The following is a 16,377-nucleotide window of genomic DNA, read 5'->3' as shown; positions in this document are numbered from 1 at the left end:
GTTTTAATTCGTATAGTACTTTAGTAATTATCTAACTTTTGATATAATTAAGGAAACAATGGTTATAATTAAACAGAAGATGAAAATTAGGAGAAAAAGATGAATAATAGAGATAATAAATTGGTGAACATTCTAGTAGATTTTGCTTTTAAAAAAGTATTTGCTGGAGATAGTAAGGAAAGTAATCATATACTTATAGATTTTTTAAATTCTATTTTAGAACTAAAAGGTAAGGATAAGATTCTAGAAATAGTATATTTAAATCCATTCAATGATAGAGAGTATGAAAATGATAAGCAATCTATAATGGATATAAAAGTAAAAACTGAAAAAGGTGAATTAATCGATATTGAAGTTCAAGTTAATGATGTAGATGATTATAAAAAGAGAAGTTTGTATTATTGGTCAAAGTTATATGGTGATACTATAAATAAGGGTAAATCATATTATGAGTTAAAGAAAAGTATTGTAATTAACATACTAGATTTCAACCTAATTACTGAAAATAACAAGTTCCATAATGTATTTGTAATTAAAGAAAGAGACGATAATTTTACATTTATTGAAGATTTACAAATACACTACATTGAACTTAATAAGTTTGAAAACAATAAAGATATAGATACCCTTAGTGATTTAGAAGAATGGCTAACATTTTTCAAAGAATGCAATTCACAGGGAGACTTAAATATAATTCGCAAGTTATCAAATCAAAAGGAGGAGATAGGAGTGGCAGTTGAAATCATGAAGAAATTAAGTGCAGATGAAATAGAATATGAACAATATCTGGCAAGAGAAAAATATCTGATGGATGAAATGTCTAAGAAGAAGTATGCTGAATATAAAATGAAAGAAATAAATGATGCATATGAACAGAAGACTAAAGAACTTGAAGTGAAAGACAAAGAACTTGAAGTTAAAGAGAAGGCTATTGAAGTCAAGGACAAAGAACTAGAAGTCAAGGACAAAGAACTAAAAGCTGCAACTGAAAAATTATGGCTAGCAATAAAAAATCTTCTATCTACTGGAATGGATAAAGAAATGATAGCACAAGTATTAAATGTTGATATGGCGTTAGTAAATGAATTAGAGGGTAATTAAGGTAAATTAGGCAGTTAAGTGGATTTCACTTAATTGCCTTTATTTTTATTCAAATTAACGCTATGTTCAACAAAGATGTTGAAATTTGATTATTAGTTCATTATCAAATAAAATTAAGGCGGATGTTAAGGCGAATAGATTTTCATCAGGTTATAAGAGTAAAAAGGCTTATACATACTCAAATAAGGGAATTTAAAACAAGAACATCAATTTATATTCAACTAACAATACAATATATGTATATTTTGGTGTATAATACATATGTAGGATGGTTCTAAACAGCCTAAAGACAAATCGATAAAAAGGTGGGAATGTATGTATATAAAAAAAAGAATAATTCCAATAATGTTTGTGGCTATTGCAACTGTTATAACAATTGCATCTTTTATTCATGGGGCGTCAAATAGAGAAGGTTCAGTAGAGGGTTTAGACGGAAAATATATGTTAAGCAAAATAGTTATGCCAGATGGAGAAGTTAGAAACTTTTCGCTTGATAGTGAAGGAGAATTGAATATTAAAGATTTAAAAGCTACGTTTACTACTGCAACAAAGACTAGCGAGTGGGATATTAAAAAAAACAGTTATGAAGTTAATAACTGGGGATTTATTGAAACGAATTTAGATACAAATCAAAAGTATACTTGGATGAAAATAAATAATTAAAATAGGCAGTTTATAAATGAATTCTGTAAAACTAATATCTATGCTGAGGATGGATACTTGAAAGTTGACTTCACTTTCGATAATAAGGAAATTGATGATTTGAGTCCAGAAAGTGCTTTTAGAGGAAGATGTAAGAGATTCTTAACACTGTTTGATATATTTAATTTAAAAGAGGATTTAAAGATAAAACTAAGATGTATTGGGGATTTGCCTTACAATAAAAATATATACGAGTTAGAAATAAGAAGAAAATTTGCAAGTATTACTATTAATGGTGAAGAACAAAATATTCCACAATATTTATGTAGTAGTCAGTTTTATTCTAAGGAAGAATACGTGGAGAAGTAAGATGAAGTTTCAACAATATATTTAAATAGAGTAGTAGGAAGGAATAAAATTAAGGCCCTTAACAATCACTAGTTTCAAGATTTTTTTAATATATCACAATATTAAAATCGGTGTTTCATAAAATGAAACACCGATTTATTTATTGTACAGAGTTTAAATATTCAAGAAAAGCAGGCTCATTTTTGATAAAAACATAAATGAACTTTGTCCTAAATTCATTTAAAGTTTATTACCATCCAAGTCAATATAATGCCATTTGTCGCCTATTCGAACAGGAATAACGTTATCATGAGGGAATCTCATTTCATCATATAGCAGCTCTGTAAAGGTATTTGTGGTTGCATTATAAATACCGTATTTATTATCCTTGCTTATAGAAAAAATGTTTTCTGAAAAATGAGTTATGCTAGTGTACTCACATTTTAATAAATCCTTTTGATATTTGCCAACAAGGCCATATTTATTATTTGTGGATACTATAAATAACTCGCCAATTTGACGTGCATTATCGTAAATTGGTGAAAGTATTTCTATGCCTTTTTTATTTATATATCCAACTTTATTATTTTTTTTAACTTGTAGTATATCTTGTGAATTGCTCATTAATGGCATTATTTTGGTATAATTAGTTTCAAAGAGAATTTCCCCATATTTATTTATACATACATACTTAAAGTTACCATTATCATCAATATAGGCTGCAGGTATTATATCAGAGTCCCCATACCAATCTATTTGTGAAAAGTTAGGTTCACAAAGGAATTCACCTTTAGTATTAATAAGACCAGATTTGTTATCAAGATAAACTATAGCAAGGCCATTGTAAAAAAGAGTTGTATAGTCATATATAGGAGGAATAACTAATTCTCCACTTGTATTAATATAACCATATTTTCCACTAAGGCTAGCGGGGGCTAATCCTTCTGTAAAGCAGGGGGAATCATCATATATAGGTTCAATAACTATTTCGTTATTTGTATTTATATATCCATATTTACCATTTATTTTAACCGATGCTAGTCCATCTTGAAAATATAAAGGATTTTCATATTGAGGATTAATTATAGTTTGAGTATCTAAATTCGCATAAATGGTATTTGGATTATTAACTTTATTATTAACAACTAAAGTTACTAGATTATTTCCATTACCATGATAAAATATTTCATCATATATTGGTTGGACATTAAAGCCTGTAGCTAAGTCTATAAACCCTTTTTTATTGTTGTCAGTGATTAATGCTATGGTATGTTTATCTGAACCATAAGATATTTCAATTGGGTCGCTGGATATGAAGTCTACAACAACATCTCCATTTAAGTTTATACAGCCATATTTATCATTTTCTTTAACAGATATAAGGTTATTAGGTGCCATGGAAGCTTCCGTATATTTAAAGGGAATTATTACAGTATTAGTTTTATCAATAAGGCCCCAAAGACCATTCTGTTTTACTAGAGCTGTACCATTATCGAAGCTTTGAACCTGTTCATAGGAAGGCTTTATCTTTAAATTACCCTCCATATCAATAAATCCATATAATCCACGAAGTTTAACTCCAGCTAGATCATCAGAAAAAGTCATTGCATCTTCATATTCACCCTTAGTGTTACAAGAAGTTAAAAGGAAAACAGTCATTAATATAGTTGTAAGTAAAAGGAACTTATTTAAAATCTTCATAGGCAACCTCCTAAAAACATATATGAACTTTGTCCTAAATTCATTTAAAGTTTATTACCATCCAAGTCAATATAATGCCATTTGTCGCCTATTCGAACAGGAATAACTTCGTCATGAGGGAATCTCATTTCATCATATAATAGCTCTGTAAAGGTATTTGTGGTTGCATTATAAAGACCATATTTATTATCCTTGCTTATAGAAAAAATATTTTCTGAAAAATTAGTTATGCTAGTGTACTCACATTTTAATAATTCCTTTTGATATTTACCGATAAGTCCATATTTATTATCTATATTTACAATAAATAAATCTCCGATGTTAAGGGCCTTATCATATATAGGAGAAAGTATCTCAATTCCTTTTCTATTTATATAACCAATTTTATCATTCTTGTGAACCTGTGTTATCGCTTGTGAACTATTATTAAATGGGGATATATCAGTATAATTAGTTTCAAATAGGGTTTCTCCATATTTATTTATACATACATACTTAGAGTTACCATGATCATCAACATAGGCTGCAGGTATTATATCAGAATCACCATACAAATTTATACTTAAAAATTTTGGTTCACAAAGGATTTCACCCTTAGTGTTTATGATACCAAGTTTATTGTTAAAGCTAATCCTGGCAATATCTTTATAAAAAGGATCTACGTAGTCATATATAAGGGGGATAACAATTTCACCCTTTGTATTTATACAACCAGATTTTCTATTTATAGTTACTGTAGCTAAGCCTTCTGAAAAGTTTGAGGCGCTATCATAGATAGGGGCTATAACTATCTCATTAGCTTTGTTTGCATAGCCGTATTTAAAATTAATTAGGATTGCAGCTAGGTCAGATTGAAAATATAGAAAATCTTGATAAGGGGCTTCAATTATAGTTTGAGTATCTAAATTTGCATAGAAGGCATTTAAATTACCTGATTTATCATTAATCACTAAAGTTACTAGGTTAGATTTATCATAAATATAAGATATTCCATTATATATTGGAGGCACCTTAAAGCCTGTATCTAAGTCTATAAACCCTTTTTTATTGTTGTCTGTGATTATTGCTATATTATTGTTATCATTTCCACAATATATTTGAATTTCATCACTGGATATAAAGTCTACAACGATCTCGCCCTTTAAGTTTATACAGCCAAATTTATCATTTTCTTTAACCGATATAAGATCCCCAGATATCATAGAAGCTTCAGTATATTTAAAGGGAATTATTACAGTATTAGTTTTATCAATAAGGCCCCAAAGACCATTCTGTTTTACTAGAGCTGTACCATTATCGAAGCTTTGAACCTGTTCATAGGAAGGCTTTATCTTTAAATTACCCTCCATATCAATAAATCCATATAATCCACGAAGTTTAACTCCAGCTAGATCATCAGAAAAAGTCATTGCATCTTCATATTCACCCTTAGTGTTACAAGAAGTTAAAAGGAAAACACTGATTAATATAGTTAGAATTAAAAACAACTTATTTAAAAGTTTCATAGCTAACCTCCTAAAAATATATATGAACTTTGTCCTAAATTCATTTAAAGTTTATTACCATCTAAGTCAATATAATGCCATTTGTCGCCTATTCGTACTGGAATAGCTCCATTCGAAGAGTGTTTAATTTCATCATATAGTAGCTCGGTGGAGGTATTTGTGATTGCATTATAAATACCATATTTATTATCCTTACTTATAGAAAAGATATTTTCAGCAACAAAATCTATGGTGGTGTACTCACATTTTAATAAATCCTTTTGATATTTACCAACAAGTCCATATTTATTATTTGTGGATACTATGAACAACTCACCAATTTGATGTACATTATCGTAAATTGGTGGAAGTATTTCTATTCCTTTTTTATTTATACATCCAACTTTATTATATTTTGTAACTTGTAGTATATCTTGTGTATTACTCATTGATGGCATTATTTCAGTATAATTAGTTTCAAAGAGAATTTCTCCATATTTATTTATACATACATACTTAGGGTTACCATCATCATCAATATAGGAGGCAGGTATTATATCATATTCCCCATATAAATCTATTCTTATAAATTTAGGCTCACAAAGGATTTCACCCTTAGTGTTTATAATACCAAGTTTATCATTAACGCTAATTCCGGCAATACCATCATAAAAAGGATATGCAGAGTCGTATATAAGAGGAATAACAATTTCCCCATTTGTGTTTATATAACCTGATTTTTTATTTATGGTTACTCTGGCTAAGCCTTCTGAAAATTGAGAGGCATTATCATAAATCGGGGCGATAACTATTTCATTAGTTTTATTTATATAGCCGTATTTACCATTGATTTCTACGGGGGATAAACCATCCATAAAAGATAAACAATTTGGATACTGAGGTTCAACTATAGTTTGAGTATCTAAATTTGCATATCCGGAATTTATGGTGCCAGACTTACCATCAATGACTAAAATTAATTGGTTATTTTCATTACCACTATAAAAAATTTCATTATATATTGGTGGCGATTTAAAGCCTGTATCTAAGTCTATAAAACCTTTTTTATTGTTGTCAGTGATTAATGCTACAGCATGTTTATTTGAACCATAAGATAGTTCAATTGGACTTTTAGATATGAAGTCTACAACAACATCTCCCTTGAAGTTTATGCAGCCATATTTATCATTTTCTTTAACAGATATAATATCCTCAGATATCATAGAAGCTTCAGTGTATTTAAAGGGAATTATTACAGTATTAGTTTTATCAATAAGGCCCCAAAGACCATTCTGTTTTACTAGAGCTGTACCATTATCGAAGCTTTGAACCTGTTCATAGGAAGGCTTTATCTTTAAATTACCCTCCATATCAATAAATCCATATAATCCACGAAGTTTAACTCCAGCTAGATCATCAGAAAAAGTCATTGCATCTTCATATTCACCCTTAGTGTTACAAGAAGTTAAAAGGAAAACAGTCATTAATATAGTTAGAATTAAAAAGAACTTGTTTAAAATCTTCATAGCCAACCTCCTAGAAAACATATTATATTCTATATTTTACCACAAAAAAGGTATATGTAGTATTAATATATATCTTTGTGTCAGCTATTTATGATTTTAAAATAGAAGTTTCAAGTAGTTAAATATTCAACTTGCGAAGACTAAAAACTCCAGTTATGGATGTTTCTAATGTTGATAATGTGATAAAAAACTTTAAAAATCTTTCATTATTTTTTACAATACTGTACCACTAGTGCATATATGTTCTATGAAAGGAGTTGATACTATGGCAATAACAAATATCAAAAACAGCACAGCTTTAGTTCTAAAATATGAGGATGGTAAAAAGGAGGATGGGTCTCCTAAAATCGCTTCTCAGAAGTTCTCAAATGTTAGTGGCGTTGCTACTAATGAAGCTATCTATAATATAGGTGCTTTAATGGGAGTTGTACTAAAAAATCCACCAGTAGAAATTAAAAAACTTGATGATTATTCTTTAAACCAGGAGTAATCTAAGATGACCTAAACCCCTTGATCTAAAAACCTTTAAGCTAAACCCTCTAATCTAAAATTCTTGAACCGATTCATTAGCAGCAGGTACAAATAAGCAATTAGGGAAGATGTGTTAATCTAAACCCCTTAAACCACTCCTCCCAGGAAATTTTTCTGGGGAGGAGCTACCCAAATAATAAAAATATAGGAGGAATGTAATATGGAAAGAAAATTAGTTATGTCATTTAAAGATGAAGGTGAGAAGAGATTTAACCTTATAGTTAACAACGTTAAAGAGGGGGTTACCCTTGCAGAAGTTAACGCTATAATGGATTTTGCTATAAGCTCTGGAGTTTTTCAAAGTAAAAATGGAGCTTTAGTCTCAAAACTTGAGGCTGGGGTAATTGATACTACAGAAACACCTTATATCCTTGCATAGAGGTTGATAGAATACACCCTAGAATTTAATTCTAGGGTGTATTTTAAAGAGATGAAACACAATGGTGACTATTTATTTTCAGATGTCTAATAGTGAATTTAAAATAATTTATTAGACACTAAAAGATGAATAATAAGAAAGGAAGGAGGATTTAGTGGGAGTTTGGTGCTTACAATACACTCTCTCACTGAAGATAAAATATGGAAAATGAAATTGTAACAGCAGCACTATCCCAAGGTGTTTGGGCAGTGCTCAGTGTATTCTTATTGTTTTATATTTTAAAAGCTCAAGAAAAAAGAGATGAAAAACAAGATGAAAGAGAAAGAAATTATCAGGATATAATATCACAAATAACAGATAAATTAATCATAGTGGAAGAAATGAAAAAAGATGTAGAGGATATAAAAAAGTATGTGATAAAAAATAATTAGAGTTAGTATTTACAGCAAAGAGAAGGCAGTATATAGTGTGGGTCACTATATACTGCCTTTTTATCATATTTTAAGTCTATTACCATCCAGGTCAATATAATGCCATTTGTCACCTATTCTCACAGGAATAGCTCCCTTATTATGGAATCTGATTTCATCATATAGCAGTTCTGTGGAGGTGTTTGTAGCTGAGTTATAAAGACCGTATTTGCCATCCTTGCTTATAGAAAAAATATTTTCAGCAAAAGGAGTTATGCTAGTGTATTCGCATTTTAATAATTCTGTTTGATATTTACCAATAAGCCCAGCTTTATCGTTTATTTTTACTAAAAATAAATCTCCAATGGATTGGGCGCTATTATATATAGGAGGAAGTATTTCTATGCCTTTTTTATTTATATAGCCGACCTTACTATTTTTACGAACCTGTGTTAGTTCTTGTGAATCAAATCCAAATGGGGATATCTCAATGTAATTAGTTTCAAAGAGAATTTCTCCCTTTATATTTATACATACAGTTTTACTTTTGCCGTCATCAGATCTATAAGAGGCTGGGAATATATCACCTTCGCCATATAATTCTATATTTGTGAATTTAGGCTCACAAAGGATTTCACCTTTAGTGTTTATAATGCCAAATTTATTATCAATGGAAATTTTAGCAATACCATTATAAAAAGGATCTACAGAATCATATATAAGAGGGATGACAGTTTCACCTTTTGTGTTTATATAACCAGACTTTTTATTTATAGTGACAATAGCTAAGTCATTTAAAAATTCAGAGGTATTATTATGAATAGGATTTAAAAAGCCAGAGGTATTATCATAAATAGGGTCAATAACTATTTCATTAGCTTCATTTATATATCCGTATTTGCCATTAATTTCGATAGCAGCTAGGCCAGATTGAAAAAATAAATGGTTTGAATATTGAGGCTCAATTACAGTTTGAGTGTCTAAATTTGCATATCCAAAATTCAGATTTCCGGATATACCCTTAAGATCTAAAGATATTATGTTGTAGTCAGAACCACCATAATATATGTCATTATATATTGGTGGTACCTTAAATCCTGTATCTAAGTCTATAAAACCTTTTTTACCGTTGTCTGTGATTATTGCTATAGTTGGTTTATTTAAACCATAATGCATTAAAATTGGCTCGCTAGATATAAAGTCTACAACAACCTCTCCCTTTAAATTTATACAGCCATACTTATTATTTTCTTTAAACGATATAAAATCAATAGCTGACCTAAAATTACTAGCCAACATAAAATTGTTAGATTCAAAGGGTGGCAGTTCATATTTAAATGGAACTATTATATTATTATTTTTATCAATAAGGCCCCAAAGACCATTCTGTTTTGCTAGAGCTGCACCATTATAGAAGCTTTGAACCTGTTCATAGGAAGGCTTTATCTTTAAATTACCCTCTATATCAATAAATCCATATAATCCACGAAGTTTAACTCCGGCTAGATCATCAGAAAAAGTCATTGCATCTTCATATTCATCCTTAGTGTTACAAGAAGTTAAAAGGAGAACACTAATTAATATAGTTAGAATTAAAAAGAACTTATTTAAAATTTTCATAGCTAACCTCCAAGTAAAAGTATGATTTTAAATATATTACCACGGGGTACTTGTACCTCGTGGTAATATATTTTTATAGGTTATTTAGGCTATAAGAGGTACAAATATCATTAAGGTAAGAAGGGCATCTAACAACATAAATAATCCGAATTTCCCTAAAAATACTCCTTCTAAGTCATCTATATAAACAAAGTATCCGTAGGTATACACCAGTAAGCCAATTAATAAACATAGAGTTAAGCCAACTGCCATTGGGGCAATGATGCTAGGTAGCATATAGGAATATGATCTATAAAATGTATCGATTATTACATAAGTTTTCATTGCTATAGCAAACGTAGCCATTGCAACATATACTATCTTTTTCTTCTTTTCACTAAAAGAGTAATCGAAGAAGGTTATTGCTCCACCAACAACGAGTACTGGTGCTATCCAACGGAATCCCATAAGGATTATATAGGATAAACTTTCCATAAGTCCTTCTAATAGATAAAAGAAGGCCCTAGTTTTTTCTGTGCTACGAGGTCCATTATTTGCAGTCTTAAAATCTTCATTTTCTGATGAAATGTTAATATCATATACATTTTTCTCATTGAAGCTTAAGAATGTACTGTAGCCGTCAGTGATGTAGGGAAGTATACATAAATCCCTTAGCCTTGATACAATTTCTACCTTAGAGGACTTACCATCTTTAACAATAAAGGATACAACAGATTCTTGCACTTCTTTTTTACCAAAGGCTGTGCTCATAGTTGCATAGAAGCTACCACCATCTTCAGAGTAGGCACCTTTTGTATTTACGATATAGGTTGAATTGTTAACTGAAAGTGTACTTATTTTACCCTCACCAACAGCTATATCAAATTCAATTAACTTTGTGCGTTCATATTCACCCTTAAGGTATTCTTCAATTAGTACATAACCATTTTTCTCATCTGAAGAAAAAGACATATTACCATAGGTTATTTTATCTGCTTTACTAAGTGTTGTAACTAAAATGGGCTCAGAAGCAAGTCCATCTTTAACGGAAAATGTATTAACATCATTTTCATTTTGAATATAGCACACCTGAACGCCATCCTTATTAGCACTTGCAGTAATCTCTGATACATTTGTTACTGGAATTGACACCAGCTTGCTATTTAAAGTGTTTAGAACTTCTACCTTGTCGTTATATAAAAACACTACGTTACTATCACCAGCTTGATAAGTAGCATTTACACCTTCTATGAGTTCTCTAGCAACTAATTTTAAATCTTTATCTAATGTGATTTTTTCAAGATACCCTTTACTGGCTTTTGAAGAATTGTACATTAATATATATCCAGTATCACTTTTCACAAATATCATATTCTTAAGGAAATCTTCCTCAATATCATAGTCCACTGTTCTTATAACCTTAGCATTTAGGTCAGTTTCACATATTTTAAGTTTACCTATATCTTCATAGGCTGTAAGTAGCCTGTCCTCCTCCTTGATAAGTACGGGTGAAATTTTACCTTTACCAGTACCAATTTTAACTTCTTTGCTCCAAGTCTCTGATGGTGGTTCCTTTAGTAAGTTATAGTTGTTAAGGTAACTTCCTATAATAATTAATATAAAAACTATACCGATAACTCCTAATAGTAATTTCTTTATATTTTTCATAACTTTCCCCCCCAAGTATTATTTGGATATAAATTATAGAGTAGTTTATTATTTATGCTATGAGTGGTACAAATATCATTAAAGTAAGAATAGTATCTATCATCATAAATATTCCAAAGTTGCCTAGGAATATGCATTCTAAATCATCGATATAAACAAAATATCCATAGGTGTACACTATTAAACCAATTAAGATACAAAGAGTTAAGCCTACTGATATAGGTGCCATAATGGTAGGGAGCATATAGGAATAGGTTTTATAAAATGTATCAATTATGATATAAGTTTTAAGTAATATACTCATTGCAGCCAGTATAATATATGATAGCTGCTTCCTTCGATTACTAAAGGTGTAATCATAATAAGTAACTACAGAACCTACCACTAATATGGGTATAATCCAATATATTCCTATAAGTATGATGTAGGATATACTTTCCATAACCCCTTCTAACATAGCAAACAACGCCCTAATGAATTCAATGAATCTAGGTTCATTATTTACGTTCTTAAACTCTTGATTTGTTGAGGCTATATTTATATCATATACATTTTTCTTATTAAAGCTTAAAAAGGTACTATAACCGTCAGTAATATATGGTCTTATACATAAGTCACTTAATCTTGTTACAATCTCTAAATTGGAGGATTTTCCATCCTTAATCTCAAAGGAAACAATAGATTCTTGCACTTCTTTTTTACCAAATTCTGTGTGCATAGTTGCATAAAATTTACCGCCGTCATCAGAGTAAGATCCTTTGGCATTCACTACATAATTTGTACTGTTGACTGAAAGTTTGCTTATCTTAGCATCGCCTCCAGCAATGGAGAATTCGATTAGCTTTGTAGACGAAGGTGCACCATTGACCCATTCTTCCACTAAAATGTAAACATTTTTCCCATCTGAAGAAGAAGCTAGATTGTTATATAGTGCTTGTTTTCTTTTTGGAAGCGTTGTAACTAAAACTGGCGGAGAAGCAACTCCATCTTTAACTGAAAATGTACCAATATCACTTTCATTTTTTATATAACACACCTGAATTCCATCCTTATTAGCGCTTGCAGTAAGATCTGATACCTTTGTTGAAGGAACAGATACTGATTTATTAGTTATAGTATTTAATACTTCTAATTTATCCTCATACGAAAACACTACGTTACTATCATCAGCTTGATAAGTGGCATCTACACCTTCTATGATTTCTCTACTAACTAAATTTAAATCTTTATCTAATGTGATTTTCTCAAGATACCCTTTACTGGCTTTTGAAGAATTGTACATTAATATATATCCAGTATCACTTTTCAAAAATATCATATTCTTAAGAAAATCTTCCTCAATATCATAGTCAACAGTTCTTATAACCTTAGCATTTAAGTCAGTTTCACATATTTTTAATTTACCTGAGGCCTCGTAGGCTGTAAGTAGCCTGTTCTCCTCTTTGATAAGCACAGGTGAATTTTTCCCGCTGCCTACACCGATTTCTACTTCTTTGCTCCAAGTCTCCGATGGTGGTTCCTTTAGTAAGTTATAGTTGTTTAAATAGCTTCCTGTAAGAATTAATATAAATACTATACCGATAACTCCTAATAGTAATTTCTTAATGTTCTTCATAACTTTACCCCCTCTTATGACTATTTAAATGCATTTTACATAAAAGTATTTTAATTACATTTAAGTAATCATACACTAAAACTATTGGGTGTGCAAATTTTATAATATGCATTAGTGGAATAGGTAAATTAATATTACTTAAATAAAAATTCACGAGATAAGTATTTAAGTAATAGAAATTTAAGAAATGAATGGTTACAAGATGTATGTATATATTTCCAGGGAGGAAGAGAGGGATGGGGGTTCTGCATAAAATATAATTAATTTAAACATCTGTATATAGATAAAAGAGACAGAAAAAATTAATTCTTCAGCCTCTTTACACTGGATTAGGGAATAGTTATTTATAAAGGTAATAGTCTTATTATCTTTTGAGTAATAAAGGTTAAAAAAGTTCATATATATTTACTGGTGAATAATCTATATTTTCAGTAGGAATCTTCTCTTCTTCAGAAATGTCATCTACATAAGAAAGTGTTCTTATACGAGATGCATGTGATGGAGTTGTATAAATAAGAAACATTCCTAAAGTATTCAAGGGTTTATATTGTATATTGTAGCGTTTAAGAAATTTTTCAAATTCATATATAGCTCCATAATCATTTAAATCAACTATATATCTTGTTTCCATAATCTCATCATCCATTTAATATATTTTGCATTTAGAATTGTTAGTAAAATCGTTCAATTAAGAGGGGTTCTTATTATATATATATTAGAAATTAAGTAGAGTGTGATTGTATTTTATGGCTGCAAATATAAATATATATTTGAAAAACAAGGTTTTATGGAGGGGCCGGTGTCATGTTTAAGTGTAGTGAATTATAAAATTACTATATTACATTAAATTGTTGATTTAATTATTTAGATATATTAAACTAATATAAAAGTCGGAATATTCACGCAAGTATCCAAATAGAATAGTAAGGGTATGTGAAAATATAGAGTAAGGAGAGTGGAAATATGTTTTGTACAAATTGTGGAAGAGAAATTGATAACAATGTAGAGATATGTCCATTATGTGGAGTTAAAACAAAGGTTGTGGAAACAGTTATTGAACGTGTTGTTGAACCAGCTAAAGTGACTACAGTAGATAACCCATCACATTTTGCAGGAATTGTGTCATGTTGTTTTCCGGTAGTAGGATTAATTCTATACTTTATTTGGAGAGATCAAAAACCAAAATCATCAAAACTAATTTGTTACTGGATGTTAGGCGGAACTGCAGCTTGGGTATTATTTTATATTATATTTGTTGTTATAGGTGTAGCAAGCGGATTCTCTACGTATTAATGCAAGATGGAAATTACAAATAAAATATTACATTACATGTTTTTATGTCACAGGATGCCTGAGAGGTCTTTTTTCTATAAGGGGAAACAGTTTCCAATATGTGCAAGATGCACAGGGATACTTATAGGATATTTACTTGGAATCATATATATTATAATATCAAAAAATACACATATTATATTTGAGGTTTCACTAATGGTTCCTATAGCCATTGATGGAGTAGGTCAGTTATATGGCTACTGGCAGAGCAATAATACAAGAAGATTTATTACAGGGATTATGGCAGGGATTGCTACTATAGGATTTTTTAGAATTGCTATTGTGCTAGGTCTTGCTACTGGCAGATATATTGTTAGGGTAATTATCAAGTAAATAGATGTGTAAGGTGGTATCTCGAAAGGATTTTAGAAATCGATTTGAGATACCATATTTTTTATTCATCATCTATTGATGTCACAACAAAAATAATGTATCATACATATATGTAATAAATTTCATGATAAGTATGTTGTTAACAATGAGGTATACCCGTTTATATATTATTTAAAAATCTCTTTTTTAACTATCATATTCAATCTAATGATTGTAGAGTTTATATGTTTTATATAATTTAAAACAGCTCTGGACGTTTAAAAAAGTGTTGATAAATAATCCTCTCATAAGTATAGGAAGTATATAAATTTTATCGAAAAGTGTTGTATGTATCTAATATAAAATATAATTATTAAGGAGAGGAATCTAAAATGGATTTATATGAAAATTTACCAAAAGGCTATTTAGAAAAACGGAAAAAGGCATCTTTAAGATTTGTATATAGTATCTATGCAGTCTTAATTATTGCTATAGCAGCAAAGTACATTAAAATAAATGAACTAAGCTTTTTAAATATGCTATATTACATTAGCGTGATACTTAGTATAATATTTATGACTTTAAGTCATACAACAAAAACTTCCTTTAACAATATACCTATTCCAATATATCAAGAAGTAGATGTTTTTACTAAAAAGTCAATATGTATTTATACTATACCTATATTGTTATTAGCACCATTTGTAATAATGGAATCTATAAAATATATGTTTATTTTAGGTATATTTTATATAGGGGTTAAATCTATGCTTAGACCAATGGATGCATATGATAATAAATATAAAAGGCATTATTAAATTAATCATTTTTACCTACTGTAAAACTGCTCTGAGTTTTTAAAAAGTGTTGGTAAATAATCCTCTCATAAGTACAGGAAGTATATAAATTTTATTGAAAATTATGTTATAATTGTACCATCTAAATAATTTAATGAATAACGGTTATAGACTTAAACTGAAGTTCAGCTTGATTATTAAATAAAATAATAAAACTTATAAAACTTATGGGGGGACTTACTATGAAAAACTGTCCAGGATGTAATAGCGAATTTAGCTTATCGTCTAAATTGAAAGCACTAAATAAAGAATTTGGGGAAATACAGTGTGATAACTGTAAAAACATTTACAAAAAGACATCAAATAGATCTATTTATATAGGATTTGGATTAGCTATACTTTTAACAGGAACTGTTATATATAGATTATTTGAAGGTATACAAAATATGTTTGTAAAATATGCAACAGTAGGAATAATCGGAGGTATTTTAAGTTTAGTATTTATTCTTTTATTTGATATTCGTGCTAAATATGAAATAGTAAATAAGCAGGAAAAAAACAAAATAAATATAAAAAAGTAAATAGATATGAGAAAGCAAAATAGATATATAATGTTTAAAGAGGTTAATATATATTTTTAGTTAATAAAACTTGTAGAATATAAAATTTATAGTACATAATCAGTATAGCCATAAGATGTTTTAAATGTGTCTTATGGCTATATTTATAGCTTTATTCATGGGTAATAGAAATTTCATAAGTTGAATATTAAATATTAAATATGATAAAAGGAGGATTTGATTTGGAGATAAATTCTTTAGCTGTATTAGCAGCAATATTAAGTGTAACTACAATAATACTTATTGCATTATTAATATGTAAAATTGTAAAGAAGAAAAAAAGTTGAATCTTAAATTTTACACACAGTGGAG

The 16,377-nt window shown here is 29.3% G+C and carries 17 protein-coding genes; 10 read left to right on the top strand and 7 right to left on the bottom strand.

Features of this window, described 5'->3' with window-relative positions; all coding sequences use genetic code 11:
• Positions 1–99 precede the first annotated feature (99 nt).
• The 3 genes from RSA29_RS03870 (at position 100) to RSA29_RS03860 (ending at position 2,112) form a co-directional block, all read left to right on the top strand.
• Complete coding sequence (locus RSA29_RS03870; protein WP_346942305.1) at positions 100–1,101, top strand: Rpn family recombination-promoting nuclease/putative transposase; 1,002 nt, start codon at positions 100–102, stop codon at positions 1,099–1,101.
• Between the two features lie 315 nt (positions 1,102–1,416).
• Positions 1,417–1,764, top strand: a complete 348-nt coding sequence (locus tag RSA29_RS03865; RefSeq protein ID WP_346942304.1) for a hypothetical protein — start codon at positions 1,417–1,419, stop codon at positions 1,762–1,764.
• A 57-nt stretch (positions 1,765–1,821) separates the two neighbouring features.
• Positions 1,822–2,112 (top strand): hypothetical protein, encoded by a 291-nt coding sequence (locus RSA29_RS03860; RefSeq protein ID WP_346942303.1) that lies wholly within the window; start codon positions 1,822–1,824, stop codon positions 2,110–2,112.
• Between the two features lie 219 nt (positions 2,113–2,331).
• Here the strand turns inward: RSA29_RS03860 and RSA29_RS03855 are convergent, their stop codons facing one another.
• Genes RSA29_RS03855 through RSA29_RS03845 form a run of 3 tightly spaced genes read right to left on the bottom strand, consistent with a single transcriptional unit; the run spans position 2,332 to position 6,802 of the window.
• Positions 2,332–3,792, bottom strand: coding sequence for a WG repeat-containing protein (locus RSA29_RS03855; protein ID WP_346944350.1), 1,461 nt, complete (start codon positions 3,790–3,792; stop codon positions 2,332–2,334).
• A gap of 44 nt (positions 3,793–3,836) precedes the next feature.
• On the bottom strand, positions 3,837–5,297 hold the full coding sequence (locus RSA29_RS03850; RefSeq protein WP_346944349.1) for a WG repeat-containing protein: 1,461 nt from the start codon (positions 5,295–5,297) through the stop codon (positions 3,837–3,839).
• A gap of 44 nt (positions 5,298–5,341) precedes the next feature.
• Positions 5,342–6,802: a WG repeat-containing protein gene (locus tag RSA29_RS03845; RefSeq protein WP_346944348.1), complete on the bottom strand. Its 1,461-nt coding sequence runs from the start codon at positions 6,800–6,802 to the stop codon at positions 5,342–5,344.
• Positions 6,803–7,067: 265 nt separating this feature from the next.
• On the opposite strand from RSA29_RS03845, the gene RSA29_RS03840 reads away from it, so the two are divergent.
• The 3 genes from RSA29_RS03840 (at position 7,068) to RSA29_RS03830 (ending at position 8,143) form a co-directional block, all read left to right on the top strand.
• Complete coding sequence (locus RSA29_RS03840) at positions 7,068–7,292, top strand: DUF1659 domain-containing protein (RefSeq protein WP_346942299.1); 225 nt, start codon at positions 7,068–7,070, stop codon at positions 7,290–7,292.
• A gap of 201 nt (positions 7,293–7,493) precedes the next feature.
• Positions 7,494–7,712 (top strand): DUF2922 domain-containing protein, encoded by a 219-nt coding sequence (locus RSA29_RS03835; RefSeq protein ID WP_346942298.1) that lies wholly within the window; start codon positions 7,494–7,496, stop codon positions 7,710–7,712.
• Between the two features lie 200 nt (positions 7,713–7,912).
• Positions 7,913–8,143: a BhlA/UviB family holin-like peptide gene (locus tag RSA29_RS03830; RefSeq protein WP_346942297.1), complete on the top strand. Its 231-nt coding sequence runs from the start codon at positions 7,913–7,915 to the stop codon at positions 8,141–8,143.
• Positions 8,144–8,206: 63 nt separating this feature from the next.
• On the opposite strand, the gene RSA29_RS03825 is transcribed toward RSA29_RS03830, so the two are convergent.
• The 4 genes from RSA29_RS03825 to RSA29_RS03810 form a co-directional block, all read right to left on the bottom strand.
• A complete protein-coding gene (locus tag RSA29_RS03825) occupies positions 8,207–9,742 on the bottom strand; it encodes a WG repeat-containing protein (protein WP_346942296.1) in 1,536 nt (511 codons plus the stop codon).
• An 84-nt stretch (positions 9,743–9,826) separates the two neighbouring features.
• Positions 9,827–11,389: a hypothetical protein gene (locus RSA29_RS03820; protein ID WP_346942295.1), complete on the bottom strand. Its 1,563-nt coding sequence runs from the start codon at positions 11,387–11,389 to the stop codon at positions 9,827–9,829.
• 52 nt (positions 11,390–11,441) lie between these two features.
• Positions 11,442–13,004 carry a hypothetical protein gene (locus tag RSA29_RS03815; protein ID WP_346942294.1) on the bottom strand — a complete coding sequence of 521 codons (1,563 nt, stop codon included), beginning with the start codon at positions 13,002–13,004 and terminating at the stop codon, positions 11,442–11,444.
• Positions 13,005–13,389: 385 nt separating this feature from the next.
• Positions 13,390–13,635, bottom strand: coding sequence for a hypothetical protein (locus RSA29_RS03810; RefSeq protein WP_346942293.1), 246 nt, complete (start codon positions 13,633–13,635; stop codon positions 13,390–13,392).
• Positions 13,636–13,967: 332 nt separating this feature from the next.
• Here RSA29_RS03810 and RSA29_RS03805 point away from each other — a divergent pair, with 332 nt between their 5' ends.
• The 4 genes from RSA29_RS03805 (at position 13,968) to RSA29_RS03790 (ending at position 16,026) form a co-directional block, all read left to right on the top strand.
• Positions 13,968–14,297: a zinc ribbon domain-containing protein gene (locus RSA29_RS03805; RefSeq protein WP_346942292.1), complete on the top strand. Its 330-nt coding sequence runs from the start codon at positions 13,968–13,970 to the stop codon at positions 14,295–14,297.
• A gap of 6 nt (positions 14,298–14,303) precedes the next feature.
• On the top strand, positions 14,304–14,669 hold the full coding sequence (locus RSA29_RS03800; protein ID WP_346942291.1) for a DUF2085 domain-containing protein: 366 nt from the start codon (positions 14,304–14,306) through the stop codon (positions 14,667–14,669).
• A 371-nt stretch (positions 14,670–15,040) separates the two neighbouring features.
• Positions 15,041–15,466, top strand: coding sequence for a hypothetical protein (locus RSA29_RS03795; RefSeq protein WP_346942290.1), 426 nt, complete (start codon positions 15,041–15,043; stop codon positions 15,464–15,466).
• Positions 15,467–15,687: 221 nt separating this feature from the next.
• Entirely contained in the window at positions 15,688–16,026 is a 339-nt protein-coding gene (locus RSA29_RS03790) for a hypothetical protein (RefSeq protein WP_346942289.1), read from the top strand.
• Positions 16,027–16,377 lie beyond the last annotated feature (351 nt).

Source organism: Clostridium sp., from assembly GCF_036660475.1.
Lineage (GTDB): Bacteria > Bacillota > Clostridia > Clostridiales > Clostridiaceae > Clostridium_J.
Note: the sequence above shows the minus strand (reverse complement) of the source record. Positions and strands in the feature narration are given on the sequence as shown.

Bases quoted from the DNA above. Each gene is read 5' to 3' on its own strand.
- RSA29_RS03790 (WP_346942289.1), top strand. From the start codon at position 15,688: ATGAAAAACTGTCCAGGATGTAATAGCGAATTTAGCTTATCGTCTAAA.
- RSA29_RS03800 (WP_346942291.1), top strand. From the start codon at position 14,304: ATGGAAATTACAAATAAAATATTACATTACATGTTTTTATGTCACAGG.
- RSA29_RS03840 (WP_346942299.1), top strand. From the start codon at position 7,068: ATGGCAATAACAAATATCAAAAACAGCACAGCTTTAGTTCTAAAATAT.
- RSA29_RS03870 (WP_346942305.1), top strand. From the start codon at position 100: ATGAATAATAGAGATAATAAATTGGTGAACATTCTAGTAGATTTTGCT.
- RSA29_RS03810 (WP_346942293.1), bottom strand. From the start codon at position 13,635: ATGGAAACAAGATATATAGTTGATTTAAATGATTATGGAGCTATATAT.
- RSA29_RS03855 (WP_346944350.1), bottom strand. From the start codon at position 3,792: ATGAAGATTTTAAATAAGTTCCTTTTACTTACAACTATATTAATGACT.
- RSA29_RS03850 (WP_346944349.1), bottom strand. From the start codon at position 5,297: ATGAAACTTTTAAATAAGTTGTTTTTAATTCTAACTATATTAATCAGT.
- RSA29_RS03865 (WP_346942304.1), top strand. From the start codon at position 1,417: ATGTATATAAAAAAAAGAATAATTCCAATAATGTTTGTGGCTATTGCA.
- RSA29_RS03795 (WP_346942290.1), top strand. From the start codon at position 15,041: ATGGATTTATATGAAAATTTACCAAAAGGCTATTTAGAAAAACGGAAA.
- RSA29_RS03815 (WP_346942294.1), bottom strand. From the start codon at position 13,004: ATGAAGAACATTAAGAAATTACTATTAGGAGTTATCGGTATAGTATTT.
- RSA29_RS03820 (WP_346942295.1), bottom strand. From the start codon at position 11,389: ATGAAAAATATAAAGAAATTACTATTAGGAGTTATCGGTATAGTTTTT.
- RSA29_RS03845 (WP_346944348.1), bottom strand. From the start codon at position 6,802: ATGAAGATTTTAAACAAGTTCTTTTTAATTCTAACTATATTAATGACT.
- RSA29_RS03825 (WP_346942296.1), bottom strand. From the start codon at position 9,742: ATGAAAATTTTAAATAAGTTCTTTTTAATTCTAACTATATTAATTAGT.
- RSA29_RS03805 (WP_346942292.1), top strand. From the start codon at position 13,968: ATGTTTTGTACAAATTGTGGAAGAGAAATTGATAACAATGTAGAGATA.
- RSA29_RS03830 (WP_346942297.1), top strand. From the start codon at position 7,913: ATGGAAAATGAAATTGTAACAGCAGCACTATCCCAAGGTGTTTGGGCA.
- RSA29_RS03835 (WP_346942298.1), top strand. From the start codon at position 7,494: ATGGAAAGAAAATTAGTTATGTCATTTAAAGATGAAGGTGAGAAGAGA.